This window comes from Paraburkholderia sp. HP33-1 (genome assembly GCF_021390595.1).
Classification (GTDB): domain Bacteria; phylum Pseudomonadota; class Gammaproteobacteria; order Burkholderiales; family Burkholderiaceae; genus Paraburkholderia.
Window position 1 is genome coordinate 99,472 of the sequence record NZ_JAJEJR010000002.1, and the last position, 26,619, is coordinate 126,090.

Consider the following 26,619-nt stretch of genomic DNA (forward strand, 5'->3'; position numbering starts at 1 on the left):
TCGCCGCTATGCCGGACTCTGCATCCAAGGCCGCCTCAAAGCCCGGCGCGATGTCAGTCGCGCGTGCCACAATCGCCTTGTCGCAAGATAGGGAATCACTGCCGAGCCGGCCTTTCGGGGCCCCTCCGCTTGTGCAGATTTAATCTCTTTCAGCCACGAAAAAGCCCAAGCCCGCTCCCGGATAAAGGCCGATACTCGTCGTCATACTCAACGTGTGTCGGCGCGGCCGGCTTTCAGAAGGAGACGGACAAAGTGAGCAAGGCTATCCAATGGAGCGGGGTGTTTCCCGCCGTCAGCACCCAGTTCAAACCGGATTTTTCGCTCGACATCGACGCGACACACCGCGTGGTCAGCAATCTCGTCAGGGACGGCGTGTCGGGTCTGGTGGTCTGCGGCACGGTCGGCGAGAACACCTCACTGAGCACGCCGGAGAAACTGCAGGTGATCGAGGCCGCGCGCGACGCGGCCGGTGGCAAGGTGCCCGTCATCGCGGGCGTCGCCGAGTTCACGACCGAGTTCGCGCGTCAGACGGTGCGCGAGGCGGCGCGCGTCGGCGTGGACGGCGTGATGGTGATGCCGGCGCTCGTCTATTCCGCGAAGCCGCATGAAACCGCCGCGCATTTCCGCGCGGTCGCGACCAGCACCGACCTGCCGGTGATGATCTACAACAACCCGCCGATCTACAAGAACGACGTCACGCCGGACGTGCTGATCGCGCTGCAGGACTGCGAGAACATCGTCTGCTTCAAGGATTCGTCGGGCGATACGCGGCGCTTCATCGATCTGCGCAACGCGGTGGGCGATCGTTTCGTGCTGTTCGCCGGCCTCGACGACGTCGTGGTCGAAAGCATCGCGGTCGGCGCGGAGGGCTGGGTGTCGGGCATGTCGAACGCGTTCCCGAAGGAAGGTGAGACGCTGTTCCGCCTTGCGACGCAGAAGCGTTTCGATGAGGCGTTGTCGCTGTATCGCTGGTTCATGCCGCTGTTGCACCTCGACGCGCGCCCCGACCTCGTGCAATGCATCAAGCTGTGCGAGGAACTGCTCGGCCGCGGCAGCGCCGTCACTCGTCCGCCGCGCCTCGCGCTGCAAGGCGACACGCTCGCCGAAGTCAAAGGCATCGTCGAGAAGGCGCTCGCTACGCGTCCGACGCTGCCGGACGTCGGTCTCTAAGCCGAAACAACATCGGCATCCTGTCCGCCCCGTAGGCGAAACAGGATGCCGAATCAGACCGGTCTCACGACAACAACCGCAAGCGCCAACCTCAGCTCGCCGCGAGCACCGGCGCGACCGCCGCCGGATCGCTGATACTCGGCCGGCCGTTTTCGACGTGACCGGCGAAACGGCGCGAGAAGCTCGCGTCGTCGCTGCTCGTCACCGTCAGGTCGTACCAGTGATGACTCGACGCGAGCACCCAGCCTTCGTCGATATGCGCATGGGCCGGCACGGGCACGGTGCGCGGGCGCGCGCCGTACGCGTTGTCGATTACCGTCAGATGCGCAATGCCGCCGCCGCTGTTGCTGAACTTCAGGAACACGTTGCCATTCGCTACGTCGTATTGCACGGTCACTTCAGGCTGCGCCGGCTTGCCGTTGCCGTGACCGTCGCCGTTCCCATTCTGCGTGCTCGCCTGCGTATTGCCCGCGAACTTGCGCACGAAGCCGTTCGGGCCGAACACGTCGAACGCGTACCCGCCGTTCGTCGAAGTCAGGTCGAAGGTATCGCTCAGCGACTTGCCCGCTTCGACCGTGTAGCGCCACGGACCATCGGTGCGATTCGTCGCGTACACGTAGAGGTGCGCGCCCTGCTCGCCGCTGTTGCCGATCGTGATTTCGAACGTGTTGTTACCCATGTTCGCCGCGCCATTCACGTGCAGTTCGTACGGCAACGCGCGCGCGAAGCGGATGCCCGCTTCCTGCGCGTCGACTGGAACCGGCGTCGTCGGGACGGTCGGCTTCGGCTGCGTCGCGCACTGGTTATCGGCCATGCTCATGTAGTTGCTCGTGTCCGGCAGCGACGGCATCTTCGCATCCGGCGTGCGGAAGTCGAACGCGGTGGTCAGGTCGCCGCACACCGCGCGACGCCATGCCGTGATATTCGGCTCATGCACGCCGAAGCGCGTCTCGATGAAGCGGATCACCGAGGTGTGATCGAACACCTGCGAGCACACGAAGCCGCCTTTGGTCCACGGCGAGACGATCGTCATCGGTACGCGCGGGCCGAGGCCGTAAGGATAGCCGTCGGCGGTGTAGTTGCCGCCGCGCAGCGGATTGACGACGTTGTGGATCTCGCCGTCGGTCGTGACCGTCGACTTGCCCTGCGTGGCGGTCGTCGGCGGTTGCGGGGGCACCAGGTGATCGAAGAATCCATCGTTCTCGTCGTACATGACGAAGAGCACGGTCTTGCTCCACACCTCGGGGTTCGACGTCAGGGCGTCGAGAATCTTCGACGTGTATTCGGCGCCGTACGCGGGCGTGTAGCTTGGATGTTCCGAGTAAGCGGCCGGCGGGCACAGCCACGACACTTGCGGCAATTGATTCGCGAGCACGTCGGCCTTCAGGTCGTCGATCGTGCGCACCGTTTGCGCGCGCTCGTAGAGCGGCGAACCCGGCTGCGCGTTGATGAAGTTCGTGAAGTTCTGCAGCACGTTCGTGCCGTAATTGCCGTTCAGCGGATCGACGCCCGTCGTGCCCTGCTGATAGATCTGCCACGAAATGCCCGCGGCCTGCAGACGCTCCGGGTACGTGGTCCACGACAGCAGCTGATAGCTTGGCGGACGGTCGCCGTCGACCCAGTCGTTGTTGTCGAGCAGCGGACCGCCCATCGTGCCGGTCGGGTCGACCGTGCCGGTCATCAGATAGCAGCGGTTCGGGTGCGTCGGTCCCGGCAGCGAGCAGAAGTACGCATCGCAGATCGTGAACGCGTCGGCGAGCGCGTAGTGAAACGGGATGTCGCTACGCAGGTGGTAGCCCATCGTCATGTCGGTCTTGTTGGCGGGCCACTGGTCGTAGCGGCCGCCGTCGATCGCGTATTGAGTCTTGTACCACGTGTGATCGAGATCGCCGACGCATTGCGCGCTCGTCGTCGCGGTGTTCAGATGGAACGGCAGCACCGGCGTGGTCGGGTCTTCCTTCGACGGCTGATTCCACACCGGCAGCCCGCTCGGCAGCGGAATCGGGAAGCGGTCGTTGTAGCCGCGCACGCCGCGCAGATGGCCGAAGTAGTGGTCGAACGAGCGGTTCTCCTGCATGAACACGACGATGTGCTCGACATCGCTGATCGTGCCGGTACGCGAGAACGCGGGCACCGCGAGAGCGTTGCGAATCGATTCGGGCAATGCGGTCATCGCGGCGGCGGCGCCCGCGGATGAGGCCACGGTCTGCAGGAAACGGCGACGGCTAGTTGATGTCATCGAATATCACCTTCTGCGGAGGGGAAGAATAGCGCGCGTGAACGCGCCTGGGGGTGGTTCGTTGCCGGTTACGCGTTGCGATTGCTGATGGGCCGCCGGCTAGTTGTTCGCGCTGTCGCCGGGCGCATAGTGCATGACCGGCGCGACCTGCTGGCTGTCGGCCGCAAGGCTGGTCTGCATGTTCTGCGTGATCGGGTCGGGGGTGGCAGCGGCGCCGCTTGCCGCGTTATTCGTGAACGCCGCCGAAGCGTCGGGAGTCACCGCTGCCTTCGTCGCGGGATGTGGCGCCGCGTCGTTCGCGACGGGGTCCGTTGCCGAGGTGTTACTCGCGGGCACCGCGTCGTCCGCGCCGCAACCGTTCAACGCTATCGTGACGAGCACCAGCAATGTGGCGCTCGCGATGCGCCTGGTTCTTCTCATGTCTGCACCCGGTTCGATGAAAGCGGATGCAGTCTCCATTGCTTTCGAGAAATAATTGTGAATCGTTTGCGCATGGCATAACTTTCGACAAGACGTCAGTTGATCGAAAGAAAATGGAAAGTCATGGGAAGGTCGACGTTCATGGCGATGCCATCTGCGCTATGGTCTCTGCTTGATGGTTCACGCATGGGCACGATTCAATGACTCGCATCGAATCACCTGGCGACATTTCGCGGCTCGAAGACGAATGGCTCGAAGCGGACGGCTTCGGTGGCTTTGCGTCCGGCACGGTCGGCACGCTGCGCACGCGCCGCTATCACGCGTTGCTGCTCGCCGCGACGCGCGCGCCCGGCGGGCGCATGGTGCTCGTCAACGGCATCGAGGCGTGGATCGAGGCGGGCGGCCAGCGGTTCCCGTTGAGCATGCAGCGCTATGGGCCCGACGTGATCTATCCGGATCTGCGCGGACGTCTTGCGGATTTCGACACCGCGCCGTGGCCGACCTGGCGCGTTCAGCTCGATGCAGATGCGGCGGTAATAGCTGAAGTGTTCGTCAGCAAATCGACGTGCGAGACGGTGTTGCGCTGGCGGCTCGAAGGCGGCGCCGCCGATGCGCCCGTGCTGAAGGTCAGGCCGCTGCTGTCGGGCCGCGATTATCATGCGCTGCACCACGAGAATCCGGCCTTCAACTTCTCCGCACAGGTCAGCGCCGATCAATCGTGCGCGAGCTGGCAACCGTATGGCGGATTGCCGGTCGTGCGGGCGGCGACGAACGGCGCATACACGCATGCCCCCGACTGGTATCGCAACTTCTGCTACGTGCGCGAGCAGGAGCGCGGCCTCGATTGCAGCGAAGACCTCGCGACGCCCGGCGTGTTCAGCTTCAATCTCGCTGAAGGCGAAGCGGCGATGATTCTGAGCGCGTCGAGCGCGGCAGCAACGGCAAGCGCGTGCGACAAACCTCAAACCGCCGCCCGCGCCACCGACCTCGCCCACACCGAACAGCAACGCCGCACTGCGCTCGGCTCGCGCCTGCAACGCTCGGCCGACGCCTACGTCGTCACGCGCAACGAAGGCCGCACGATCCTCGCGGGCTTCCCCTGGTTCACCGACTGGGGCCGCGACACCTTCATCGCGATGCGCGGCCTGCTGATCGCGTCGAACCGTCTCGACGACGCCGAAGCGATCCTGCTCGAATGGTCGGGCACGCTGTCCGAAAGCATGCTGCCGAACCGTTTTCCCGACTACGGCGACGCGCCCGAATACAACTCGGTCGACGCCTCGCTATGGTTCGTCGTCGCCGTGCACGACTATCTGGCGACGCCGCATGCAAGCGCGCATACGCGCGCGCATCTGCAGCAAGCCGCTGAGACGATCCTCACCGGCTACACGAACGGCACGCGCTTCAACATCGGCGCGAGCGCCGACGACGGCCTGCTGCGCGCCGGCATCCCCGGCGTGCAACTGACGTGGATGGACGCGAAAGTCGGCGACTGGGTCGTCACGCCGCGCATCGGCAAACCGGTCGAAGTGCAGGCGCTGTGGATCAACGCGCTGCGCATCGCGTCGGCATGGAACCCGCAGTGGCGGCAGGCTGCCGAGCGCGCGACACTCGCGTTTCGACAGCGCTTCGTCGATCCGGCCACGCAGGCGCTGTTCGATAACGTCGACGTCGATCATGTGCCGGGCACGGTCGATCGCTCGATCCGGCCGAACCAGGTCTTCGCGGTCGGCGGGCTGCCTTTTCCGCTGCTCGAAGGCGCGGCGGCGCGTGCGGTGGTGGACCAGGTCGAAGCGCAATTGCTGACGCCGCTCGGCCTGCGCTCGCTCGCGCCCTCCGATCCAGCCTATCGCGGTCACTATGGCGGCGGGCGGCTCGCACGCGACGGCGCCTATCATCAGGGCACCGTGTGGTTGTGGCTGATCGGCCCGTTTGTCGAAGCGTGGCTGCGCGTCAACGGCGCGAGCGCGGATAATCTCAAGCAGGCGCGGGCGCGTTTTCTTGGCCCGCTCTATGCGCATCTCGATCACGCGGGCCTCGACCACCTGTCCGAGATCGCCGACGGCGACGCGCCGCACGCGCCCGCCGGTACGCCGTTTCAGGCATGGTCACTCGGCGAATTGCTGCGCATCGAAAGTCTGCTTGCCCGGTTCGAGCGCACCGGCGCGTAAACCGCGCTACGATGTGAGTCCCACCGCCAGGCCTGTTGCAAGGACGTTCTCATGCCACCGCTGCGCGCTGCCAACCTGCTTGCCACGATCGAAGGTGCCCGGCTGCATTCGGCCGACTGCGGCCACTGGCAGCGCTGGGGGCCGTATCTGAGCGAACGCCAATGGGGCACGGTGCGTGAGGACTACAGCGCCAATGGCACCGCGTGGGACTCCTTTCCGCACGACCATGCGCGCAGCCGCGCCTACCGCTGGGGCGAAGACGGCATCGCCGGTTTCGGCGACGACCGGCTCAGCTGGTGCGTGTCGCTCGTGCTGTGGAATCGCAAGGATCCGATCATCAAGGAGCGCCTGTTCGGCCTGACCAACTCGCAGGGCAATCATGGCGAGGACGTGAAGGAGCTGTACTTCTATCTGGACGGCACGCCCACGCATTCGTACATGCGCATGCTGTACAAGTACCCGCATGCTGCCTATCCCTATCAGGACCTGATCGACGAAAACGCGCGCCGCGGCTGCTGTATGCCGGAGTACGAACTACTCGACACCGGCGTGTTCGACGATCAGCGCTATTTCGACGTGCGGGTCGAATACGCGAAGCACACGCCCGACGACATCGTGATGCGCGTGACGATCGAAAATCGCGCGGACGAGGCGGCGTCGATTGACGTGCTGCCGCAGATCTGGGCGCGCAACTCGTGGTCGTGGAAAGAGAACAAGGACAAGCCGAAGCTCGTCGCAGGCACCGATCCTGACGGCGCCGTGCGTTTGCTTGGCCATCATCATGTGCACGAGCCGATCGTCGTGACCGCGTGGTCGAAGGACACGCCGCAACTCGCGTGGCTGTTCTGCGAGAACGACACGAACGTGAAGCGGCTGTTCGGCACGGACGGCGCGGGCCCATTCAAGGACGGCTTCAACGATTACCTCGTGCACGGCGACGCGAACGCGATCCGTCACGACGCGGGCACCAAGGCCGCCGCGCATGCGGCGCTCGAACTCGGGCCGCATGGGCACGCGGTCGTCTATATGCGCTGGCGCCCACAATCCGCGAGCGATGAAGCGCCATTCGATGCCGACGCGCTGTTCGCTCGCCGCATCGCCGAGGCCGACGAATTCTATGGTGCGTTGCAACACGAGATCACCGATCCCGATGCGCGCCTCGTACAACGTCAGGCGCTCGCCGGCATGCTGTGGTCAAAGCAGTACTACCAGTACGACGTGCAGCGTTGGCTCGACGGCGATCCGCTGCAACCGCGCCCGCCCGCCGCGCGCAAGCACGGCCGCAACACGGACTGGCGGCACCTGTGCAATGCGGACATCGTGTCGATGCCGGACAAGTGGGAGTACCCGTGGTACGCGTCGTGGGATCTCGCGTTTCATGCGGCCGCGTTCGCGCTGATCGATCCGGCGTTCGCGAAGAAGCAACTGCTGCTGCTCGTGAAGGACCGCTATCAGCATCCGAACGGCCAGTTGCCCGCCTACGAATGGGCGTTGAGCGACGCGAACCCGCCCGTGCATGCATGGGCCGCGTGGCGCGTGTACGAGATCGATCGCGCGCTGACCGGCAAGGCCGACCGCGATTTCCTCGAACTCGTGTTTCACAAGCTGCTGCTGAACTTCTCGTGGTGGGTGAACCGCAAGGACGCCGACGGCCACAACATTTTTCAGGGCGGCTTTCTCGGGCTCGACAACGTCGGCATCTTCGATCGCTCGTCGCCGCTGCCGACCGGCGGCCACATCGACCAGGCCGACGGCACCGCATGGATGGCCGCGTATGCGCTGGACCTGATGCGTATGGCGCTCGAACTTGCGTATGCGAACCACGTGTTCGTCGATATCGGCGTGAAGTTCTTCGAGCACTTCCTGTACATAGCGGAAGCAGTCAGTTGCGAGGACGGCTGCGACACGGGCCTGTGGGACAGCGAGGACGAGTTTTTCTACGACAAGCTGCGCCTGCCCGACGGCAGCAGCTTGCCGATGCGCGTGCGCTCGATCGTCGGACTGATCCCGCTGTTCGCCGTGCACGTGCTCGAGGAACGTCTGCACGGTGGCCTGCCGTCGTTGCGCGAGCGCCTCGTGTGGTTTCTCGAGCATCGGCCCGATCTCGCGAAGCTGGTGTCGCGCTGGAACGAGCCCGGCAAGGGCAACGCGCTGCTGCTGTCGGTGCTGCGCGGGCACCGGATGAAGGCATTGTTACGGCGCGCGCTCGATGAAAGCGAATTTCTTTCCGATCATGGCGTGCGAGCGTTGTCGCGTTTCCATCGCGATCATCCGTTCGTGTTCCAGCACGACGGCAACAGCTTCAGCGTGAAGTATCTGCCGGCCGAATCCGATACGCGTGTGTTCGGCGGCAATTCGAACTGGCGCGGGCCGGTGTGGATGCCGGTCAACTATCTGCTGATCGAATCGCTGTACGAGTTTCATCGCTACTACGGCGACGATTTCCGCGTCGAATATCCGACCGGTTCGGGCCAGAAGTTCTCGTTAAGCGAAATCGCTGACGAACTCGCGCGTCGTGCGACCACGCTGTTCCTGAAGAACAAGGATGGCGAGCGGCCCGTGATGGGCGCGTATCCGCTGCTGCAGTCGGACCCGCATTCGCAGGATCTGATCCTGTTTCACGAGTATTTCCATGGCGACAACGGGCGCGGGGTCGGGGCATCGCATCAGACCGGCTGGACCGGGCTCGTCGCGTTGCTGTTGCAGCCGCGCGCGATGGCGGCGTCGGGCAACCTGCCGCTGGCGGGGGAACCGGCTCCCGCGCCAGCACCGATTCCGGTGGCGGCGGCTTCTGCATCCGCGGTAACGTCGCCGGCAGAGAAAGAGCCGGTACCGTCGCTCGCGGCCACAACGAAGTAAGCCTCGCCACGTTCGTTCTATCGGCTTACCAAGGTCCAAGTGAATCCCATGTCGACTACACCGAACCCTGCTGCTTCTTCCGATCAACGCAACGCCGCGCCCGCACTGAGCTGCAAGGTCAGCGCAAGCGCGCACGACCCGTTGCCGTCGCCGGCCGGCAAGAAACCCGCACCGCCATGCACGCTCGTGATCTTTGGCGCGGGCGGCGATCTGACCCAACGTCTGCTGATGCCCGCGCTCTACAACCTCGCGGTCGATGGCCTGCTCGACGACAGCATGAAGATCATCGGCATCAATCACGGCGAACGCGAAACGCGCGAATGGATCGACGAACTGCACACGTCGCTTCAGCAGTTCGCCGCCGACAAGGCCAGCACCTTCCACGCCGGCAAGCTCGACGACAACGCCTGGAACTGGATCGCGCAGCGCCTCGAATACATGGCGGGCGAGTTCGAATCCGACGACACGTTCGCGAAACTGAAGCAGAAGCTCGATCAGTCGAAAGACGGCAACGCGATTTTCTACCTCGCGGTCGGCGCGCGTTTTTTCAAACCGATCTCCGAGCGACTCGGCAAGGCCAGCTTGCTGAAGGAAGGCGACGGCGCAAACGGCGGCTTTCGCCGCCTCGTGATCGAGAAGCCGTTCGGCGCCGATCTGGCATCGGCGCGCGATCTGAACGCGCACATCCTGTCGTATGCGCAGGAATCGCAGGTGTACCGCATCGATCATTTTCTCGGCAAGGACACCGTGCAGAGCATTCTCGCGGTGCGCTTCGCGAATGCGTTCTTCGAGCCGATCTGGCGGCGCGAGTACATCGACTGTGTGCAGATCACGGCGGCGGAAACGATCGGCGTCGAAGGGCGCGGCAAGTTCTACGAGCAGACCGGCGCGTTTCGCGACATGGTGCCGAACCACCTGTTCCAGCTGCTCGGCGTGGTCGCGATGGAGCCGCCCAATTCGTTCGACGCCGAAGCCGTGCGCAACCGGAAGGCCGACCTGTTCAACGCGATCCAGCCGTTGACGCCTGACGACGTCGTGTTCGGCCAATACGAAAAAGGCTCGGCAGGCGTGGGCTATCGCGAGGAGCCCAACGTCGCCCCCGGCAGCAAGACGGAAACCTACGCGGCGGCGCGCGTGTTCGTCGAGAACTGGCGCTGGGCCGGTGTGCCGTTCTATCTACGCACCGGTAAGCGGCTCGCCGCGCGCCACACCGAGATTTCGGTGCAACTGAAGCCGGTGCCGTTTCTCCTGTTCCGCGACACGCAAGTCGATGCCTTGACGCCGAACGTGCTGACCATTTGCATCGATCCCGCGCACGGCACGAGCTTCGATTTCAACGTGAAGACGCCGGGGCCGGTGATGGAGGTCGGCCCGGTGCAGTCGTCGTTCGACTACGGCGACTTCTTCGCGGAACGCGCGAACGTCGGTTACGAGGCGCTGCTGTACGACTGTATGCTGGGCGACGCGACGCTGTTCCAGCGCGCCGATAGCATCGAGACGTGCTGGTGCGCGGTCGACGACGTGCTGCATCCCAGCAGCGGCGGCGCGCTCGCCGTGCACGGTTATGCGGCCGGCAGCGAAGGGCCGGCCGAAGCCGACGCGCTGCTCGCGCGCCATGGCCACGCGTGGCGGCCGTTGCAGCGGAAAGCGCCCGGCAGCAAGTCGTAGCGGCGCCTTTGAACCTGCACGCAGACGCGCAACACAACCACCTCAACACAATCGGGGGACATCGTGGCAACCAGCAAGAAGAACGCAGTGAAGCGCAGCGCGCCGAAAGGCGGCAGCGAGAACATTCTCGCGATCGACGTTGGCGGCACCGGCCTGAAGGCCGCCATCATCGACGCCGATGGGCACATGAAAACCGGGCGCGTACGCGTCGCGACGCCGCATCCGTGCACGCCGGACCAGTTGGTGGACGCGCTGGCGCAACTCGTTGCGCCGCTCGTCGGAGAGGCGCCGCCTGGCTGTATCTCGATCGGTTTTCCGGGTGTGGTGCGCGATAACCGCATTCTGACCGCGCCGCACTTCGGCATCGAAGGCTGGCACGACATTGCGCTCGCGGATTCACTTGCGCAGCGCCTGGGGGGCCTGCCGGTGCGGATGATCAACGACGCCGAGGTGCAGGGCTTCGCGGCGATCGAGGGTCACGGCCTCGAATTCGTGCTGACGCTCGGCACCGGCGCGGGCACCGCGATGTTTCGCGATGGCGAGTTGATGCCGCATCTGGAGCTCGCGCATCATCCGGTCAGCAAGAAGGGCGTCGCCTATGACGAATACATTGGCGAGGCCGCGCGCGAGCAGATCGGCAACAAGCGGTGGAACCGGCGCGTCGAGAAGGTGATCGGCATTCTCGATTCGCTGGTCAATTACGACAAGCTGTGGATCGGCGGCGGCAATGCGGCGCGTATCAAGTTCGCGTTGCCTGCGAACGTGGCGACCGTATCGAACGACGCGGGGATCGAGGGCGGCGCGCGCTTGTGGCATCCGCTGTCGGTGCGCGAGACGCGGCAGTATCCGGAGGCGACGCAGAAGACGGGGAGGTTTAAGCCGAAGTGAGGGGGATGACGAGCTTGCTGTTGCGGTGACTCGAAGCGATTTAGTGTCGCGTCGCAATGCTTGCACAGTGGCTGATGCAAACTCGGAGGCAGTGCGTGGGTTGATTAGCTCGCTCAGTGCTTTCGTGGTTTGTCTAACTTGCGCGCGCAGCAGTTGAAACAGGCCGCGTGCCGTTGAAGTCCCATTGCGCGCATCGACGGCGCCGCCGGATGCCTGAGCCATGATCCGCAGCAGATCGCTTGAACGCTGGGCGTACCCATACTTACTTCGACTTTGCTGACGATGGATTATCCTGCCTGTAAGTGTGCTTGGGGTTGATGACCAATCGCTTGACCTGTTCGTCCAATTCCTTACTGTGGTAGAGGTCCAGGCACTTCAGGAAATCGAAGCGGACACCTTTAGTTTCCGATTCGACCAGCGGGTTTTGATAATCTCGCGCCAGATAATTGTCCACCAAGTTTTTGATCGCGTCTGGAGCCGTCTCCAAGTCATACAAAGTCCAATCTCGCAATGCACTGACGCTGCTTCCAACATCCATGGCAGCATCCTTGTCATTCTCGTATGCGTTCGCTATACAAGTAGCCAGAACCATGTCTTTGTAATTCTGTGCATAGGTACGTGCTCCAGCTTGTGGAGTTGCAGGTTGATCACCTTTCGCATAGCAAGCTGACATACTGAAGATGAGGGCAAAAGCAGTTAGGATGCCAACCCCAACCCTCTTCACGGCAGACTCCAGAAGTTCGCGCGGTCAGTGCGATACTTCGCCTCCGGTTCGTTGAAATAGCAGTGGTCGTAGCAGGCTCGGCCGTTGAATAAAGTCGCATGTCCTTGAGCATCCGACCAACCCGAGACTTCGAAAAGGATCAGTCCCTTCCTGCCTGCAAGCGTTCCGCCTCCCGACGGCGGGTACTTGACGACTTCAGGTTTCCCCCACCGCTGCTGAAGGAAGGCAATGAGATTATTGACACGAAAAAAATACTGACGCTTATCTGCTCCTGAGACTGTCTGGCCTGGAATGTTCGGAATAATCAAACCTGTGTGGTTCAAGATGTAACTCATCCGTACTGCGCAGGTATTGCTCCAGCGTTATTGGGGATCAGGGTTTCTGATGTTCTTCTCAACGTACCCGCCAATTACTTTTGCGACTGTGTCACCTGAATTTGCAGGGTCGTAAATTCGCTGCGAAGCGGCCCACGTAGCAGTGAAATGAGGTCGAGTCATTTGCTATCCTGGATTTCTGGCTTCAGCAAGATCGTTGTTGCCCGTTTGCCGATGACAGTTTCGGCCCACGCCGTGGTTTTCCCACAATTCAGTTGTCCGTTCATATACCCATCCGTCCGCTTTCAAGGGTTCACTTGGAAGCGAGTCAACCGAGCCTTGTGTCGTGCTCTATTTTCGATTGAGATCTATCTCAAAACAATCTTCTGGTTATAGTTATTGTATGAATCAAAACACGAAGTCGATACAGCAATCGTTTTAAATGAAGGAATCGCGAGCGTGACTGTCGCGCTCCTTGCTAACCCCTCAGCAAGGTTCCCAACCCGGAGACTCCCAATGACTCGCATCCACTTGAACCTCGCGCGGCGCCTGCTCTCCGTCAGCGCGTGCGCGCTGCTCGCTTACGCGAGCGCGCATGCATACGCGCTCGAGGCCTTCGCGGTGTCGTCGCCGGGACTTGCCGATGGCGGTACGCTGAACACGAGTCATGCGGCGAGCGCGAACAACTGCGGCGGCGGCAACGCGTCTCCGGCGCTGCAATGGCATAACGCGCCGGCCGGCACCAAAAGCTTCGCGGTGACGATCTTCGATCCGGACGGTGCGAAAGGCCTCGGCATCGTGCACTGGATCGTGTACGGCATCGCACCCACCACGACCGGACTCGCCGAGGGCGAGGCCGCGCCGCCGGGCAGCGTTGCCGGCACCAATCGCACGGGCGGTCCCGGCTATTTCGGACCGTGTCCGCCGGTCGGCGAGGTGCCGCATCACTATGTCGCGCAGGTCTATGCGCTCGATCTGCCGCCCGACGCGTTGCCGGCCGGCTTGACGCGCGACGCGTTCCACGCCGCGATCAAGGATCACGTGCTCGCCGCGACGAGCACGGTGCTGCGCTACGGACGCTGAAAAAGGCGCGGCCGAACGCCGACCGCGCGTGACAAGCCGGAAGGCGCCTAGCGCGCCGCATCCCCCCAGCGATACTGCACGCTCGCTTCATCGAGCTTCGTCTTGATCGCGTCATCGAGCGTGAACTCGGCCGCCGCGAGCGTATCGCTCAACTGCTCCGCGCGGCTCGCGCCAATGATCGCGGATGTGATCAGCGGATTCGCAAGCACCCACGCCAGCGACACCTTCGCCAGCGACTCGCCGGTCGGCGCGGCGATCGCCTTCAACTTTTCGATCGTGTCGAACTCGCGCTCGTGCCAGTAGCGCTCCTGATACACCGCGCCAGCCTTGCCGACGCTTTCGGTGAAGCGTCCTTCGGCGGGCGTCGCGTCGAGCCGATGCTTGCCGGTCAACAAGCCGCCCGCGAGCGGGTTGTACGGCATCACGGCCAGTTGCTCCTCGGCGGCCAACGGCAGCAGCTCACGCTCGATCTGGCGAAACAGCAGGTTGTAGCGCGGCTGGATCGACACGAAACGCGCGACGCGCAGCACATCCGCGCGTCCCAACGCTCGCGCGAGCCGGTACGCGAGAAAGTTCGACACGCCGATATAACGCGCCTTGCCCGAGCGCACGATCACATCGAGCGCTTCGAGGGTTTCGTCGAGCGGCGTTTTCGCGTCGTCGGAATGGAGCTGGTACAGGTCGACGTAGTCGGTGCCGAGGCGATGCAGCGACGCATCGATCGCATCGAGCAGGTGCTTGCGCGACGCGCCCTGATCCCACGCGGCGGGCCCCATCTTGCCGACCGCCTTGGTTGCGACGATGAAGCGCTCGCGCTTGCCCTTCAGCCAGCGTCCGACGATCTCCTCGGTGCGTCCGGCCAGATTGTCATCGGCGCCGAGCGGGTAGACGTTGGCGGTATCGATGAAATTGACACCGGCGTCCGCGGCCGTGTCGAGGATGCGGTGCGATGCAGCTTCTTCGGTTTGCAGGCCGAAGGTCATGGTGCCGAGACACAGGCGCGAAACGGTCAGGCCGGTGCGGCCGAACTGGCGATATTGCATAAGGTCGACTCCAGAGGGAAAGGAACGCGCTGCCGAAGTGATGAAACGGCAGTGTTGTAAAAAGGATAAACCGGGTTGCGATTCGGTGTGCCCGACGCACACCGCGATTGCCGACTTCCAATAGATATGAAATGATAGCGATTCTCATTTAAACCCAGCCAGCCATCCCGTCATCTCCATCTCTCACAACGGAGAGCGGCAGCCAGCCATTTGCGGCTTTGTCATGAATTCGACGTCAGTGATGCGAATTTGACAGACGCATTTCTGACGGGATTTCCATGCTCAATCACACGCCGCTCGCGACAGCGCTAGCGCTCGCTTTTGCCATTCCTTTTGCGACTCCGGCGCTCGCGCAAAGCGCTCCGCAATTGGCCACCTCTAGCACGCCAGCGAGCACACAGAACAACGCACAAAACAACGCGCCCGCCGGCGACGCACAGACGCTGCCGACCATCGGTGTACAGGCTCAAGCCGCTCAGCAGGACTTCCAGGCCGACCGCGCGACCATCGGCGCGAAAACGCCAACCGCGCTGCGCGACATTCCGCAGACCGTCACCGTGATCAACCGCGACCTGCTCGCGTCGCAGGGCGCGACGTCGTTTACGGACGCGCTGCGCAACGCGCCCGGCGTAACGATCGGCGCGGCCGAAGGCGGTCAGATCGGCAACAACATCAATCTGCGGGGCTTCACTGCGCAGAACGACATCTATCTGGACGGCTTTCGCGATCGCAATCAGTACTACCGCGACACGTTTGATCTCGAATCGCTCGAAGTGCTGTACGGTCCTTCGTCGATGCTGTTCGGTCGAGGCTCGACCGGCGGCGTGGTCAACCAGGTCAGCAAGAAGGCGAACCTGACGGACTCGGCGGAAGTCTCCGGCATGATCGGTACCGACGACCGTTACCGTTCCACCGTCGACGTGAACCACAAGCTGACCGACACCTCGGCGATCCGCCTGAACGCATTCGGCCAGAGCCTCGGTTCGACGCGCGACGTGATGAAGAACAAGGACTTCGGCGTCGCACCAGAACTGCGTTTCGGCATCGGCACGCCGACCGAAATCACGCTGTCCGCGCTGATCCAGCGCAACAACGACATGCCCGACTACGGCATCCAGGCGCTGAACGGCCGCCCGGCGCCGGTGCCGAAGAACACGTTCTACGGCTTGACCAGCGACCGCACGATCCAGGACGTGCAGATCTTCAACGCGGCGATCAAGCACAAGTTCTCCGATGCCCTCACGCTGACGAACCAGACGCAGATCTCGCACTCGATGACCGACGCGCGCGAAACCGCGCCGCAAGCGGTGCTGACCGGGCCGCTGTCGTCGAGCACTGCATTGAGCAACGGCAACTTCACGACGCTGTCGCCATCGCAGTTGTTCATCAAGCTGCAGAGTCACGACCGCGTGATCCAGAATCACGCGATCTACAACGACACGATGCTCGAATACAAATTCAACACCGGGCCGATCAGGCACGACCTGATCGCCGGTGTCGAAGTGGGCCACGACAGCTATACGAACCAGGCGTACACGCGCAACAACCTGCCCATCGTGCCGATGCTAAATCCGCCGATCATGGGCACGCCATCGAACGTGACGACGACGGTCGGCAACTACGCCGATTCGAGCGCGAACGAAATCGCCGCTTACCTGAACGACACGATCACGCTGACGCCGCACTGGAAGCTGATCGGCGGTCTGCGCTGGGATCGCTTCTCGGCGTCGATCCGCAATACGATCAGCGCGCCGGCTTACGCGAGCCAGACCAACTACTTCACGAGCGTGCGCACAGGCGTCATCTATCAGCCGACCGACTGGCAGTCGTACTACGTGTCGTACGGCACGTCGTTCAACCCGTCGCTCGAAACGCTGACGGTCACGAACCTCACGCAGAACCTTGCGCCCGAATCGACGAAGTCCTATGAAATCGGCGGCAAGTGGGATCTGTTCGGCGGCAACATCTCGCTGACCTCGGCGTTGTTCCGCGAGGAAAAGGACAACGCGCGCACGCAGGTGTCGTCGACCGAGTACCAGCTGGCCGGCGACATTCGCGTTGACGGCTTCCAGGCAAGCGTGACGGGGCACATCACCGACAAGTGGCAGATCTTCGGCGGCTACACGTACATGGACGCGACGATCCTGAAGGCGGCCGACGGCAACCAGGGCCACACGCCGGCCAACACGCCGCGCAATACGCTGACTTTCTGGACTACGTATGCGGTCACGCCGCACTGGGAAATCGGCGGCGGTCCGATCTATATGTCGCCGCGTTATGCGTCGAACACGAACTACGTGAAGGTGCCGGGTTATACGCGGTGGGACGCGACCGCGGCCTATCACGCGAAGAAGTACGACGTGCGCCTGAACCTGCTGAACCTGACCAACAAGTACTACTACGACGCGCTGATTCCGTCGGACGGCGGACGTTCGGTGCCGGGCATCGGCCGTACGCTGCTCGCGACCTTCAACTACCGCTTCTGATACACGCTGCGCACGGCAAGCCGACGCAAAGGACACATCATGCTGCTGCACATTCCGAAGGTACTCGACGTAGGGCAATTGGGCATCATGCGCGGGCGGCTCGATCAAGCCGGCGACGCGTGGGTCGATGGTCGCGCGACCGCCGGCTATCAGGGCGCGCCGGTCAAGCGCAACCAGCAGATCGCCGAACATTCGACACTCGCGCGCGAACTCGGCGACGTGGTTCTCGCTGCGATCGAGCGCAATCCGCTATTCATCAGCGCGGTGCTGCCGAACCAGGTTTATCCGCCGCTCTTCAATCGCTACGAAGGCGGCATGCAGTTCGGCAGCCACGTCGATGGCGCGGTGCGCGTGTTGCCGAACGGCGTGAAGCTGCGCACCGACGTCTCGGTGACGCTGTTTCTGAGCGCGCCCGACGAATACGACGGCGGCGAACTCGTGATCGAAGACACCTACGGCGTGCAGCAGGTGAAGCTGCCGGCCGGCGACATGATCGTCTATCCGGCGACGAGCCTGCATCAGGTCACACCGGTCACACGCGGCGCGCGCGTGGCGAGCTTCTTCTGGGTGCAGAGCCTCGTGCGCAGCGACACGCATCGCGCGCTGCTGTTCGACATGGACACCGCAATTCAACGGCTCAATGCCACCCATGCCGACGAGACTGCGCGGCGCAGCCTCGTCGGTTGTTATCACAATCTGCTGCGTACCTGGAGTGAAACGTGAGCGTATCGGACACCATCGACATTCAACCGCCCTCAGCCGGCGAACACGAGGCACACGAAGCGCGGCGGTTCGATAGCGATGAGCTGAAATCGCGCCAGCAGCGCTCGCGTCGCGCGACCTTCATCAAGTGGTTGCGCAAGGTGCATGGCTGGGTCGGACTGTGGGGGGCGGCGCTCGGTCTGCTGTTCGGCACGACGGGGTTCTTTCTGAATCATCGCGGCGGGCCGCTGAGGGTATCGACCGGCGAGCCGCAGGTGTCGGTGATGCAGGTACCGCTGCCTCAACCGGCGCCTGAGTCGCCGCGCGAGCTCGCGAACTGGCTCAAGCACGAGCTGAAGATCGCCGGCAATCCGGGCCGCGTGCAGAAGGAGCCCGAGCATCCGGTGGCGTGGGGCGATCGCAGCGTCGCGCAGCCCGAGCATTGGCAGCTGAATTTCGCGTCGCCGAAGGAAAACACGTCGGCCGAATACTGGGTCGGCAATCACACGGTGACGGTCAAGCGAAGCGCGAACACCTTTCTCGCGATGCTGACGAACCTGCACAAGGGTGTGGGCTTGAGCGTCGGCTGGGTGCTGCTGATCGACACGCTCGCGGGCAGTCTGATTCTGCTGTCGCTGACGGGCGTGCTGCTGTGGACCGAGCTGAACAAGCGCAAGACGGTCGGGCTCGTGCTGGTGGTGGGGTCGATTGCCGCGGCGGCGGTGTTGGGGACGATGTAAGCGCGCAGCGCCACGCATCGGGCGAAGCCTGCGCGCTCGCGCGCAAGCTTTCACCGGCACGCGCTAGAATCGTCGCAGACCCACTTCTCTGGCTCTGCCGCCATCCGCCGATGACTTCTCCCGCGAACCCCGTCGATACCGCGCTGACCACGCGGCGCTCGGTGCGCGCCTTTCTGCCGACACCCGTGCAGCGCGCCGACATCGAAGCGATTCTCGAGGCCGCGAGCCGCGCGCCGTCGGGCACCAACACGCAGCCGTGGAAGGTGTACGTGCTGACGGGCGAAGCGCTCGCGCGTCTGTCGCGCGACCTGCTCGCCGCCTACGACGATCCGCAGCGCGACGAGCTGTACCAGGAGGAATACGCGTACTATCCGCGCCAATGGCTGTCGCCGTTTGTCGACCGGCGCCGCAAAATCGGCTGGGACATGTATGGCTTGCTCGGCATCGGCAAGGGCGACAAGACACGCATGCACGAACAGCATTCGCGCAACTTCCGTTTCTTCGATGCACCCGTCGGCCTGCTGTTCACGATCGATCGCAGCCTCGAGCGCGGTAGCTGGCTCGACTACGGCATGTTCCTGCAGGCGATCATGACGGCCGCGCGCGGACGCGGCCTCGATACCTGTCCGCAGGCGGCGTTCACCCAGTTTCATCGGCTGATTGCCGAATATCTCGGCTTGCCCGAAAACGAGCAGCTCGTGTGCGGCATGTCGCTCGGTTTCGCCGACCCAAACGCGCCGGTCAATGCGCTGCGCACCGAGCGCGAACCGGTCGAGCGCTTCGCGCGGTTTCTCGATTGAGCGCAGTCGTCAGTCCCCACCCAGAGGCAAATGAAAATGAAAGCATCGCGCCGCCATTTCCTGTTGTTGAGCGCGGGCGTCGGCTCGTCGCTCGCGCTGTCGCGCGTCGCGTTCGCCGCGACCGTTCCTAACGCGCTGAGCGAGAGCGATCCGCAGGCGCAGGCAGTCGGATATACGGAAGATGCGTCGAAGGTCGACAAGGCCAGATTCCCGAACTTCGCGGCCGGGCAATCGTGCGCGAACTGCTCGCTGTTCCAGGGCAAGGCGTCGGATGCGTACGGCGGCTGCACGCTGTTCGCCAACAAACAGGTCGCGTCGCGCGGCTGGTGTAGCGCCTACACGAACATGTGAGCCCGACGGCATTGGGTCAATGTGGCACGCGTCGCCGTTATAGCAGCGCCTTCAACACGAGTTCGTGCGAGTGCCCGATCCATACGGCCGCGTCGCGATGGTCGCGCAGCGCGTCGCCGGTATTCGGATGCACAAAGACATCGAGCGCGCCGTGATTGAGCGTGAGCCAGCCGACCACGTCGGCGAACTGCGCGTGCGCGAACGCGAGCTGATACGACCACATCGGATGCGGGCCGACCGGCCGTTCGTGAAAGCGGCCGATCTGAAGCTTGTCGCCCCAATGCGCGTCGATCTGCTCGCGAAACGCCCAGGCGGCGTCGCGGCTCGCCGCGTCGAAATAGATGTGCGCGTGCCAGCTCTCAATAGCTGAAGCATCGCGAAAGTTCGTATCAGTGTTCATTGCCAGGCTCGTTCCATATCAGTCTTGATCCGACATTCGTTCAGCTTCGCTGCGCGCCGGCGCGTGCGCCGCGAGGCGCATGTGAAACCGTGTCTCATCCTCGCCTACGATCGCGAAGCCAAGACGATCGTACAACCGTTTCGTGGAATTGGTCTTGAGCATGCACAAGCTGACCGGCGGCGCTGACTTCGCGTCGTCGTATGTGACGAAGCCCGGCTGTTACATCGATTCGTCAAATTAACCGGCCAAAGTCCCTCGCTTCGCGCAATTGCATTCGCGGGTGCGCAGCTACACTGTTTTCCATGGAGCGACAAATCACCGAACTCCATCGACGCGATTCCCCTCTCGTCGTGTTTGAACCGTACCGTTGATAGCAGTCAGCAATTCGTAGCACGCAGTCGCAATTGACGTAGTGATTTGAATCGACAGTTTGAAGGTTGCTGTCGAGCGGTAGAAATTGCAGGTGCAGCAAAAGTGTATTGCAGTAGCAACTGAAGTTTCACGTAAGCAATAGCCTTGTAGTTCAGATGGTTATAGGTCGGCAGGCATCCACGCGCCGGCTCGACTGCTCCATCCTGTCAGCCCTGTTCCTCGCGGAACAGGGCTTTTTTCGTCGCAACGAAACGGGCTTCTTGTTTCTGGCGGCTTCGAACCGATATGGGTGCATTGCGTTCTTCGATCCGGTTGGAGAACGGGCACGTCGTAAAGCGTGAACTGTCGGACGCGAAATGCGTCGGATCAGTGAGCGCGGCGATGGCCGTCGTCGCGCGCCGAAGTCCGGGCGCGCTGCCGCAAGAAGGAGGTTGAATCGATGTCGAGCAAATCGCGAGTTCGCAAGCACGGCCACACGGCCCTATCCCCGTTGATGCGTTCCCTGACTCTGAGCCGCACCGCGCATGCACCGGTCACGCAGACCATGCTCCTACAGGCCTACGCCGCGCTCGATGCATTCCATCGCGGCCACGGCGCGCGCAATCTGCACACCACGCTGAGCCGGCATTTGCTGGTGTCGCAGGAACTTGCGCGTGCCGGACTGGGCGCCGACGCGCGCGCCAGCATTGAAGGCGCGCATGCGGCGATGGTGCAGCTCGACCTGCGCGAGCGCGAGACCGGCCGCTGGTCGCTCGAAGACGACGACTACGCGCGTCTGTGCGCGGCGCTAGCGATTTTCGACGGACAGTTGTCGGTGGCTTCGTTGAGCGAGCTGGCGAGCGCGGAAGCGAAAATGATCGAAGGGTTGATGCGTTCCGCGCAGCTGCGGGCGCTGGCCGAAGCTGCGGTTTGAGCCGCACGGAACGGGTGAATATCAGCTCATGATTTGAGTCGATTGAGCACTCAATCGTTAGTCGTTGAACTGCGTGATATCGAAGTACGCGGTCCCGTCCCGTCCGCCCCCCAACTCAATGAGCCGCGAGCCTCCTGTCGTCAACGCCGGGAACGGGCAGTTCGTGCAAGTTTGCACGTCGGCCGAATTGACGCCCGCGTGCACCGTTGCCTGATATTGCCCGACCGTCGTATTGTTCGCGGGACCGACCGCGAACCCGTTCACTTCCTCGAGACCCGCCGACGTCTGCGCGGTGGCCGCGATCCCTGCCGACGTAACCGGATACGCGAGACTCAATCCTTCGTTCACGAGACTCGACCATGTGACGCTTAGCGCGTACTGCACACCGGCGAGCGCGGTGCCCGGCGTCAGAAACTGCGTGGTCGCGTCGTTCACCAGCAGCGTCGGCCACGGGATCGAACCGCCCGCTGCCGCATTCAACGGACTGCCCGGATTGATGACCGACGACTGGCCGAGCTGCGCGCCGTTCATGTCGTAAAACGTGACCGTGTAGGTTGAATAGAGCGGCACGCTGCTCGCATCGAGCGATTGCGCCGCGTAGAAGCCCGTCGAGGCAGGCGGCGTGAAGCTCGCCGTCGACGACAGCGACTGCCACGACCAGCGGTATTGCGAGGTGTTGCTGAGCGTCGTCGCGGGTGTCAGAGGCGGCGCGCTCAACGCGCTATCGGCGAGACCGAGCGAGCTGCTGCCCGATGCGCTGCGCGGCATCAGCCACACGGGCGCGGCAAGACCGGGCCCCGTCACCGATGCCGAATACACGTTCGGGTTCGAGGCGGTCGGAATCGTGATGTCGAGCCCCGACTCGTAGCGGTTCACGTCGTTCAATCGCGTATCGAGGTAGGTGCGGCGCTGAAGGTGCGACATGATCGCCACCGCGAACGACGACTGATCGCCGATCAGATCCCAGCCAAGCTGCGTGCCGTTCGCGAACGTGACCGGCGTCGCGAGCGGCTGTGCGATGCTGTACAGCAGACCAGGCGTACCGCTCGCGAGCGTGAACGGCAATTGCACGAGCGCGAGCTGCTTGCCGTTGCTCGTGAAAAACGCGAGCGTCTTCGGCGAGCCGAACACCGCGCCGGTCATCGCCGACTCGGTCAGGCCGTGCGCGTTCGCGAGATCGGTCGAGCCGCTTTCCTTGAACGCGGTGTCGATCGCGGGCGAGCACGACGTGTTGTTCAATGCGCCGTTCGCCGCGCATGCGCTCAGCAGCGAAGCGAGCGGTTCCAGATAGTTCGCGGCGACCGGCGGCGCGGCGAGCGCGACTCCCTGGGCGGTTTTGTCGTTCAGAGCGATGGTCGTGCCCGGCGCCGCGTTCGAGACCAGTGTGCGGCCGCCGTTGGCCCCCGTGACGAGCGATACGGAATCGATCACCGCATCGGCGCCCGTGTGATTCGGCGTGAACGCGGTGCCGACCGGATCGAAGCCGGAACTCTGAAGTCCATTCTGCTTGAGCAGGTTCGCGAGGATCGTGTCGAGCGTGATCGTCGCGAGCTGGACCGATTGCAGCGTGACCTTGGCGAGCGTGGTGCTGGAAGCAAGCGCGATCGGATTACCCGAAGCGGTCAGCATCGCGGCGAGCGCTGTGGTGAGCGTGGTCACGTTGGCGACGGCCGGCGCGGTGCCGGTGGGCAGCTTCGCGAGCACGGACGACAGCGGTGCGGAAAGGCCGCCCGCGTCGGTCGCGATGATGAAGAACGGCAACGTCATGCCCTTCACCGGGATGCTGTAGACGCCCTGCGCATTGGTCGTCGCGGTGGCTTGCGCGCCGGTCGCGTCGATCAGCGTGACGTTCGCGCCGACAAGCGCGCTGCCGGCAGCGACGGTGCCGCTCACCGACGTGGTGGTCGCCGGCCCCGTGCCGGACGAGCCCGTGCCGGTATCGCCGCCGTTGCCGCACCCGCCAAGTTGAAAAAAGACGCAGGCGACGGCGGCTGCGATGCCGGTGCGCACAATCGATCGATGCATGAATTCCCCGTTGCTCGGATTTTTTTAATGACGTTTTTCGTCGAACGGCTCAATTGGATGTTTCAGCACGCACGTCGACGGACTCCGGAGAATACTTGAAAGCGGCACCGACGTGTCGCGCACGGTCGGTCGATTCGCGCGCAACCGCCACACCTGCGCGGGGGAGGCGCGTTTGCTGCTGCGATTGCCGCTTGCTAGACTGGCGGCACCTGTTGTCCGCCTGCCTGTTTGCCGCCTAAGCCAGGCGTCGCTGTCGTCGCTGCCATGCCGCCGCGCGCATACAACCGAGCCCTATCGGAGACACCATGTCCTACATGCTGCTCATCGTCGAACCCACTGACCAACGCGAGGAGCACGGCGAAGCCGCGGGCCGCGGCCTCTACGACCAGATGGTGCGTTTCGCCGAGGACCTGAAGGCGCGCGGCAAGCTGCTCGCAGTCGAGTCGCTGACTTCGCACAACGACGCAGTGCGCGTGCAGGTTCGCCATGGCCAGCCGAAGCTCGTCGACGGGCCGTTCACCGAGGCGAAGGAAATGATCGGCGGCTTCTTTCTGTTGAACTGTGACACCCGCGAAGAGGCCGTGGCGATCGCGCAGGCCTGTCCGGCAGCGGCGTGGTGCACGGTCGAGGTGCGCAAGCTCGGGCCGTGTTTTATCTAGGCGCGACACTCAATCGCATCCGCTTCGGTGTTTTCCCTGGGATGTCGGGGCGGCCGCGCATGTCGATCCGGCCGCGCATCGCGCGTCGTGTGAGTAGGGAGCGACCCTGCGTGGTCCCGCCAAGCGATTCACGCGAATCCACTCGCAACGGAACGCCGACAACAAGGAGCAACGACATGCGATTCATGATCATCGTCAAGGCCACGGCCGCGAGCGAAGCCGGCGAAATGCCCGAGCCGTCGCTGATCGCGGCGATGGGCGCGTACCACGAAGAACTCGCGAAAGCCGGCGTGCTGCTCGACGCGTCCGGCCTGCAGCCAAGCTCGAAAGGCTGGCGCGTGTGCTATGGCGGCGGCAAACGGATCGTCGTCGACGGCCCGTTTGCGGAAACCAAGGAGCTGATCGCCGGCTACACGCTGATCCAGGTGCGCTCGCGCGACGAGGCGATGGAATGGGCGCGGCGTTTCCCGGCGCCATTCGGCGAGCACGCCGACGGCGAAATCGAAGTGCGGCAACTGTTCGAACTCGACGACTTCGAGCCGGGGCCGGAAGTCGAGCGCTTCCGCAAGCTGGAAGTAGATGGCCGCTGATCGCATGGCCCACCTCAGGGAGATCGTGCACATGGACCCGAACGCGCAGCCGTCGGCGGCGGGCGAAGGCTAACGCCGTGACCTTACAGGCCACTCATCGTGCGATCGACGCTGTCTGGCGGATCGAATCCGCGAAGGTCATCGCCCACGTCGCCCGGATCGTGCGCGACGTGGGCCTCGCCGAGGAACTCGCGCAGGACGCGCTGGTGGCCGCGCTCGAACACTGGCCGGATGCGGGCGTGCCCGACAACCCCGGAGCCTGGCTGATGACGACCGCGAAAAACCGCGCGCTCGATCGCCTGCGCCAGGAAGCGCTGCATGCGCGCAAGCGCGAGGAGCTCGGCCACGATCTCGACGCGATCGAAGCGCACATGGTCCCCGATTTCGTCGATGCGCTCGATGCCGCGCGCGCCGACGACATCGGCGACGATTTGCTGCGGCTCATCTTCACCGCTTGTCATCCGGTGCTGTCGACCGATGCGCGTGTCGCGCTGACGCTGCGCCTGCTCGGCGGCCTGACCACGGACGAAATCGCGCGCGCGTTTTTCGTGCCGGAGCCGACCATCGCACAACGGATCGTGCGCGCGAAGCGCACGTTGTCGGCGGCGCGCGTGCCGTTCGAGGTGCCGCAGGCGGACGCGCGCGCGGCGCGGCTCGCGTCGGTGCTGCAGGTGATCTATCTGATCTTCAACGAAGGTTATTCGGCGACGGCCGGCGACGACTGGATGCGCCCGGCGCTATGCGAAGAGGCGCTGCGGCTCGGGCGCGTGTTGAGCGGCCTCGTAGGCGACGAAAGCGAGGTCCACGGTCTCGTCGCGCTGATGGAGATCCAGGCGTCGCGCACGCACGCGCGCACCGATGCGCAGGGCCGTCCGGTGCTGCTGCTCGATCAGGATCGCAGCCGCTGGGACCCGCTGCTGATTCGCCGCGGTCTCGCTGCGTTGGACAGCGCGCATGCGCTCGGCGGCGCGAGCGGGCCGTACGCGTTGCAGGCGGCGCTCGCCGCGTGTCATGCGCGGGCGCGCCGTGCCGAGGACACCGACTGGGCGCAGATCGTCGCGCTCTACGATGCGTTGGCGCAGGTCGCGCCGTCGCCGGTGGTCGAGTTGAATCGCGCGGTCGCGGTGGGAATGGCGTTCGGACCGGCGGCCGGACTCGAGATCGTCGAGGCGCTCGCCGCCGATTCGGCGCTCATGAATTATCACTGGCTGCCGAGCGTGCGTGGCGATCTGCTGGTCAAGCTCGGACGAGTCGATGAAGCGCGCGCGGAGTTCGAACGCGCCGCCGCGATGACGCGCAACATGCGCGAGCGCGAGTTGCTGCTCGCGCGTGCGCGCGGGCTCGAGCACTGAAGCTCGAGCATCTCTGAGCACCGCCTCAACGAATCAGTTGCCGCACCCCCAACGCAACGATCAAGCCGCCGCACACGCGATCGACCCACATCTTGCCGCGCCGGTACGCCGACGCGATTCGCTCGTGCGATAACGCCAGCGCGACGAACCCATACCAGCTGCTCGCGACGACGAACACCATGCCGAGCATCGCAGCGAACGTGCCGGTGCTCACATGCGCGGGCGCCGCCGACGAAAACACCGCAGCGAAGAACGCCATCGACTTCGGATTCGCGATGTTGGTCGCGAAGCCCTGCGCGAACGCCTGTCGAAAGCCGCCCGCCGGTGCCTTGACGAGCACCGCCTGCCGCGCCGGCGACGCGTTGAAGATCAGCCGGCCGCCGAACCACAGCAGATAACACGCGCCCACGATCCTGATCACGAGTGCGAGCCACGGAAACGCGGCGAACACGATGCCGACGCCGAGAATCGCGCAGCTTGCCCAGAACAGATTGACGAGCACGATGCCGGCGACCATCGCGAGCGCTTCGATACGCGTCGCCGAAGCGGCCTTGTGCGCGACCGCGACGAAGTTCGGGCCAGGACTCACAACGCCCGCGATATACACGGAAAACACGCCGACCACGGCGGACCCATCGATCACGACACAC

At 63.9% G+C, this 26,619-nt stretch carries 22 protein-coding genes and 1 pseudogene; 15 read left to right on the plus strand and 8 right to left on the minus strand.

Features of this window, described 5'->3' with window-relative positions; genetic code table 11:
* Positions 1-252: 252 nt before the first annotated feature.
* Positions 253-1,170: a dihydrodipicolinate synthase family protein gene (locus L0U81_RS16530; RefSeq protein WP_233804574.1), complete on the plus strand. Its 918-nt coding sequence runs from the start codon at positions 253-255 to the stop codon at positions 1,168-1,170.
* A gap of 91 nt (positions 1,171-1,261) precedes the next feature.
* Here L0U81_RS16530 and L0U81_RS16535 read toward each other — a convergent pair whose 3' ends face one another.
* Both L0U81_RS16535 and L0U81_RS16540 read right to left on the minus strand, forming a co-directional pair.
* Positions 1,262-3,409, minus strand: coding sequence for a phosphocholine-specific phospholipase C (locus L0U81_RS16535; RefSeq protein WP_233804575.1), 2,148 nt, complete (start codon positions 3,407-3,409; stop codon positions 1,262-1,264).
* A gap of 99 nt (positions 3,410-3,508) precedes the next feature.
* Positions 3,509-3,829: a hypothetical protein gene (locus tag L0U81_RS16540; RefSeq protein WP_233804577.1), complete on the minus strand. Its 321-nt coding sequence runs from the start codon at positions 3,827-3,829 to the stop codon at positions 3,509-3,511.
* Positions 3,830-4,029: 200 nt separating this feature from the next.
* Between L0U81_RS16540 and L0U81_RS16545 the strand changes: the two genes are divergently transcribed.
* The 4 genes from L0U81_RS16545 to L0U81_RS16560 all read left to right on the plus strand — a co-directional run bounded on the left by L0U81_RS16545 (position 4,030) and on the right by L0U81_RS16560 (position 11,415).
* Positions 4,030-6,000, plus strand: coding sequence for an amylo-alpha-1,6-glucosidase (locus L0U81_RS16545; RefSeq protein ID WP_233804579.1), 1,971 nt, complete (start codon positions 4,030-4,032; stop codon positions 5,998-6,000).
* A 51-nt stretch (positions 6,001-6,051) separates the two neighbouring features.
* Positions 6,052-8,859 (plus strand): MGH1-like glycoside hydrolase domain-containing protein, encoded by a 2,808-nt coding sequence (locus L0U81_RS16550; RefSeq protein ID WP_233804581.1) that lies wholly within the window; start codon positions 6,052-6,054, stop codon positions 8,857-8,859.
* A gap of 48 nt (positions 8,860-8,907) precedes the next feature.
* Positions 8,908-10,527, plus strand: a complete 1,620-nt coding sequence (zwf, locus tag L0U81_RS16555) for a glucose-6-phosphate dehydrogenase (RefSeq protein ID WP_233804583.1) — start codon at positions 8,908-8,910, stop codon at positions 10,525-10,527.
* Positions 10,528-10,590: 63 nt separating this feature from the next.
* Entirely contained in the window at positions 10,591-11,415 is an 825-nt protein-coding gene (locus L0U81_RS16560; protein ID WP_233804585.1) for an ROK family protein, read from the plus strand.
* 262 nt (positions 11,416-11,677) lie between these two features.
* Here the strand turns inward: L0U81_RS16560 and L0U81_RS16565 are convergent, their stop codons facing one another.
* On the minus strand, positions 11,678-12,088 hold the full coding sequence (locus L0U81_RS16565) for a type VI secretion system amidase immunity protein Tai4 (RefSeq protein WP_267957231.1): 411 nt from the start codon (positions 12,086-12,088) through the stop codon (positions 11,678-11,680).
* A 47-nt stretch (positions 12,089-12,135) separates the two neighbouring features.
* Positions 12,136-12,486, minus strand: a pseudogene (locus L0U81_RS16570) (type VI secretion system amidase effector protein Tae4); the annotation flags it as partial.
* Positions 12,487-12,969: 483 nt separating this feature from the next.
* Here L0U81_RS16570 and L0U81_RS16575 point away from each other — a divergent pair.
* Positions 12,970-13,536 (plus strand): YbhB/YbcL family Raf kinase inhibitor-like protein, encoded by a 567-nt coding sequence (locus L0U81_RS16575; RefSeq protein WP_233804590.1) that lies wholly within the window; start codon positions 12,970-12,972, stop codon positions 13,534-13,536.
* Positions 13,537-13,583: 47 nt separating this feature from the next.
* Here the strand turns inward: L0U81_RS16575 and L0U81_RS16580 are convergent, their stop codons facing one another.
* Positions 13,584-14,579 carry an aldo/keto reductase gene (locus L0U81_RS16580; RefSeq protein ID WP_233804592.1) on the minus strand — a complete coding sequence of 332 codons (996 nt, stop codon included), beginning with the start codon at positions 14,577-14,579 and terminating at the stop codon, positions 13,584-13,586.
* A 278-nt stretch (positions 14,580-14,857) separates the two neighbouring features.
* On the opposite strand from L0U81_RS16580, the gene L0U81_RS16585 reads away from it, so the two are divergent.
* From L0U81_RS16585 to L0U81_RS16605, 5 genes are all read left to right on the plus strand, one after another.
* Positions 14,858-17,065, plus strand: a complete 2,208-nt coding sequence (locus tag L0U81_RS16585) for a TonB-dependent receptor (RefSeq protein WP_233804594.1) — start codon at positions 14,858-14,860, stop codon at positions 17,063-17,065.
* A gap of 39 nt (positions 17,066-17,104) precedes the next feature.
* On the plus strand, positions 17,105-17,788 hold the full coding sequence (locus tag L0U81_RS16590) for a Fe2+-dependent dioxygenase (RefSeq protein WP_233804596.1): 684 nt from the start codon (positions 17,105-17,107) through the stop codon (positions 17,786-17,788).
* Positions 17,785-18,507 (plus strand): PepSY-associated TM helix domain-containing protein, encoded by a 723-nt coding sequence (locus tag L0U81_RS16595; RefSeq protein WP_233804598.1) that lies wholly within the window; start codon positions 17,785-17,787, stop codon positions 18,505-18,507. The genes L0U81_RS16590 and L0U81_RS16595 overlap by 4 nt, the downstream gene beginning before the upstream one ends.
* Positions 18,508-18,617: 110 nt before the next feature.
* Entirely contained in the window at positions 18,618-19,307 is a 690-nt protein-coding gene (locus L0U81_RS16600) for a nitroreductase (RefSeq protein ID WP_233804599.1), read from the plus strand.
* Positions 19,308-19,343: 36 nt separating this feature from the next.
* The gene (locus L0U81_RS16605) at positions 19,344-19,658 is read left to right on the plus strand and encodes a high-potential iron-sulfur protein (RefSeq protein WP_233807782.1); all 315 of its coding nucleotides are present in this window, start codon (positions 19,344-19,346) and stop codon (positions 19,656-19,658) included.
* 37 nt (positions 19,659-19,695) lie between these two features.
* Here L0U81_RS16605 and L0U81_RS16610 read toward each other — a convergent pair whose 3' ends face one another.
* Positions 19,696-20,058 carry a DOPA 4,5-dioxygenase family protein gene (locus L0U81_RS16610; RefSeq protein WP_233804600.1) on the minus strand — a complete coding sequence of 121 codons (363 nt, stop codon included), beginning with the start codon at positions 20,056-20,058 and terminating at the stop codon, positions 19,696-19,698.
* 811 nt (positions 20,059-20,869) lie between these two features.
* Here L0U81_RS16610 and L0U81_RS16615 point away from each other — a divergent pair.
* Positions 20,870-21,343 (plus strand): hypothetical protein, encoded by a 474-nt coding sequence (locus L0U81_RS16615; protein WP_233804602.1) that lies wholly within the window; start codon positions 20,870-20,872, stop codon positions 21,341-21,343.
* Positions 21,344-21,400: 57 nt separating this feature from the next.
* Here L0U81_RS16615 and L0U81_RS16620 read toward each other — a convergent pair whose 3' ends face one another.
* Entirely contained in the window at positions 21,401-23,368 is a 1,968-nt protein-coding gene (locus L0U81_RS16620; protein WP_233804603.1) for a hypothetical protein, read from the minus strand.
* 305 nt (positions 23,369-23,673) lie between these two features.
* Here L0U81_RS16620 and L0U81_RS16625 point away from each other — a divergent pair, with 305 nt between their 5' ends.
* From L0U81_RS16625 to L0U81_RS16635, 3 genes are all read left to right on the plus strand, one after another.
* Positions 23,674-24,027: a YciI family protein gene (locus L0U81_RS16625; RefSeq protein WP_233804605.1), complete on the plus strand. Its 354-nt coding sequence runs from the start codon at positions 23,674-23,676 to the stop codon at positions 24,025-24,027.
* Between the two features lie 176 nt (positions 24,028-24,203).
* Positions 24,204-24,617, plus strand: a complete 414-nt coding sequence (locus tag L0U81_RS16630; protein ID WP_233804606.1) for a YciI family protein — start codon at positions 24,204-24,206, stop codon at positions 24,615-24,617.
* A gap of 77 nt (positions 24,618-24,694) precedes the next feature.
* Positions 24,695-25,969 (plus strand): RNA polymerase sigma factor, encoded by a 1,275-nt coding sequence (locus L0U81_RS16635; protein ID WP_233804608.1) that lies wholly within the window; start codon positions 24,695-24,697, stop codon positions 25,967-25,969.
* 25 nt (positions 25,970-25,994) lie between these two features.
* Here the strand turns inward: L0U81_RS16635 and L0U81_RS16640 are convergent, their stop codons facing one another.
* On the minus strand, positions 25,995-26,612 hold the full coding sequence (locus L0U81_RS16640) for a LysE family translocator (RefSeq protein WP_233804609.1): 618 nt from the start codon (positions 26,610-26,612) through the stop codon (positions 25,995-25,997).
* Between the last annotated feature and the right edge of the window lie 7 nt (positions 26,613-26,619).

Excerpts from the sequence above, each read along its gene's own strand:
- L0U81_RS16575 (WP_233804590.1), top strand. The coding sequence starts at position 12,970 with ATGACTCGCATCCACTTGAACCTCGCGCGGCGCCTGCTCTCCGTCAGC.
- L0U81_RS16540 (WP_233804577.1), bottom strand. The coding sequence starts at position 3,829 with ATGAGAAGAACCAGGCGCATCGCGAGCGCCACATTGCTGGTGCTCGTC.
- L0U81_RS16605 (WP_233807782.1), top strand. The coding sequence starts at position 19,344 with ATGAAAGCATCGCGCCGCCATTTCCTGTTGTTGAGCGCGGGCGTCGGC.
- L0U81_RS16630 (WP_233804606.1), top strand. The coding sequence starts at position 24,204 with ATGCGATTCATGATCATCGTCAAGGCCACGGCCGCGAGCGAAGCCGGC.
- L0U81_RS16625 (WP_233804605.1), top strand. The coding sequence starts at position 23,674 with ATGTCCTACATGCTGCTCATCGTCGAACCCACTGACCAACGCGAGGAG.
- L0U81_RS16590 (WP_233804596.1), top strand. The coding sequence starts at position 17,105 with ATGCTGCTGCACATTCCGAAGGTACTCGACGTAGGGCAATTGGGCATC.
- L0U81_RS16585 (WP_233804594.1), top strand. The coding sequence starts at position 14,858 with ATGCTCAATCACACGCCGCTCGCGACAGCGCTAGCGCTCGCTTTTGCC.
- L0U81_RS16550 (WP_233804581.1), top strand. The coding sequence starts at position 6,052 with ATGCCACCGCTGCGCGCTGCCAACCTGCTTGCCACGATCGAAGGTGCC.
- L0U81_RS16545 (WP_233804579.1), top strand. The coding sequence starts at position 4,030 with ATGACTCGCATCGAATCACCTGGCGACATTTCGCGGCTCGAAGACGAA.
- L0U81_RS16615 (WP_233804602.1), top strand. The coding sequence starts at position 20,870 with ATGTCGAGCAAATCGCGAGTTCGCAAGCACGGCCACACGGCCCTATCC.
- L0U81_RS16610 (WP_233804600.1), bottom strand. The coding sequence starts at position 20,058 with ATGAACACTGATACGAACTTTCGCGATGCTTCAGCTATTGAGAGCTGG.
- L0U81_RS16620 (WP_233804603.1), bottom strand. The coding sequence starts at position 23,368 with ATGCATCGATCGATTGTGCGCACCGGCATCGCAGCCGCCGTCGCCTGC.
- zwf (WP_233804583.1), top strand. The coding sequence starts at position 8,908 with ATGTCGACTACACCGAACCCTGCTGCTTCTTCCGATCAACGCAACGCC.
- L0U81_RS16565 (WP_267957231.1), bottom strand. The coding sequence starts at position 12,088 with ATGTCAGCTTGCTATGCGAAAGGTGATCAACCTGCAACTCCACAAGCT.
- L0U81_RS16600 (WP_233804599.1), top strand. The coding sequence starts at position 18,618 with ATGACTTCTCCCGCGAACCCCGTCGATACCGCGCTGACCACGCGGCGC.
- L0U81_RS16580 (WP_233804592.1), bottom strand. The coding sequence starts at position 14,579 with ATGCAATATCGCCAGTTCGGCCGCACCGGCCTGACCGTTTCGCGCCTG.
- L0U81_RS16535 (WP_233804575.1), bottom strand. The coding sequence starts at position 3,409 with ATGACATCAACTAGCCGTCGCCGTTTCCTGCAGACCGTGGCCTCATCC.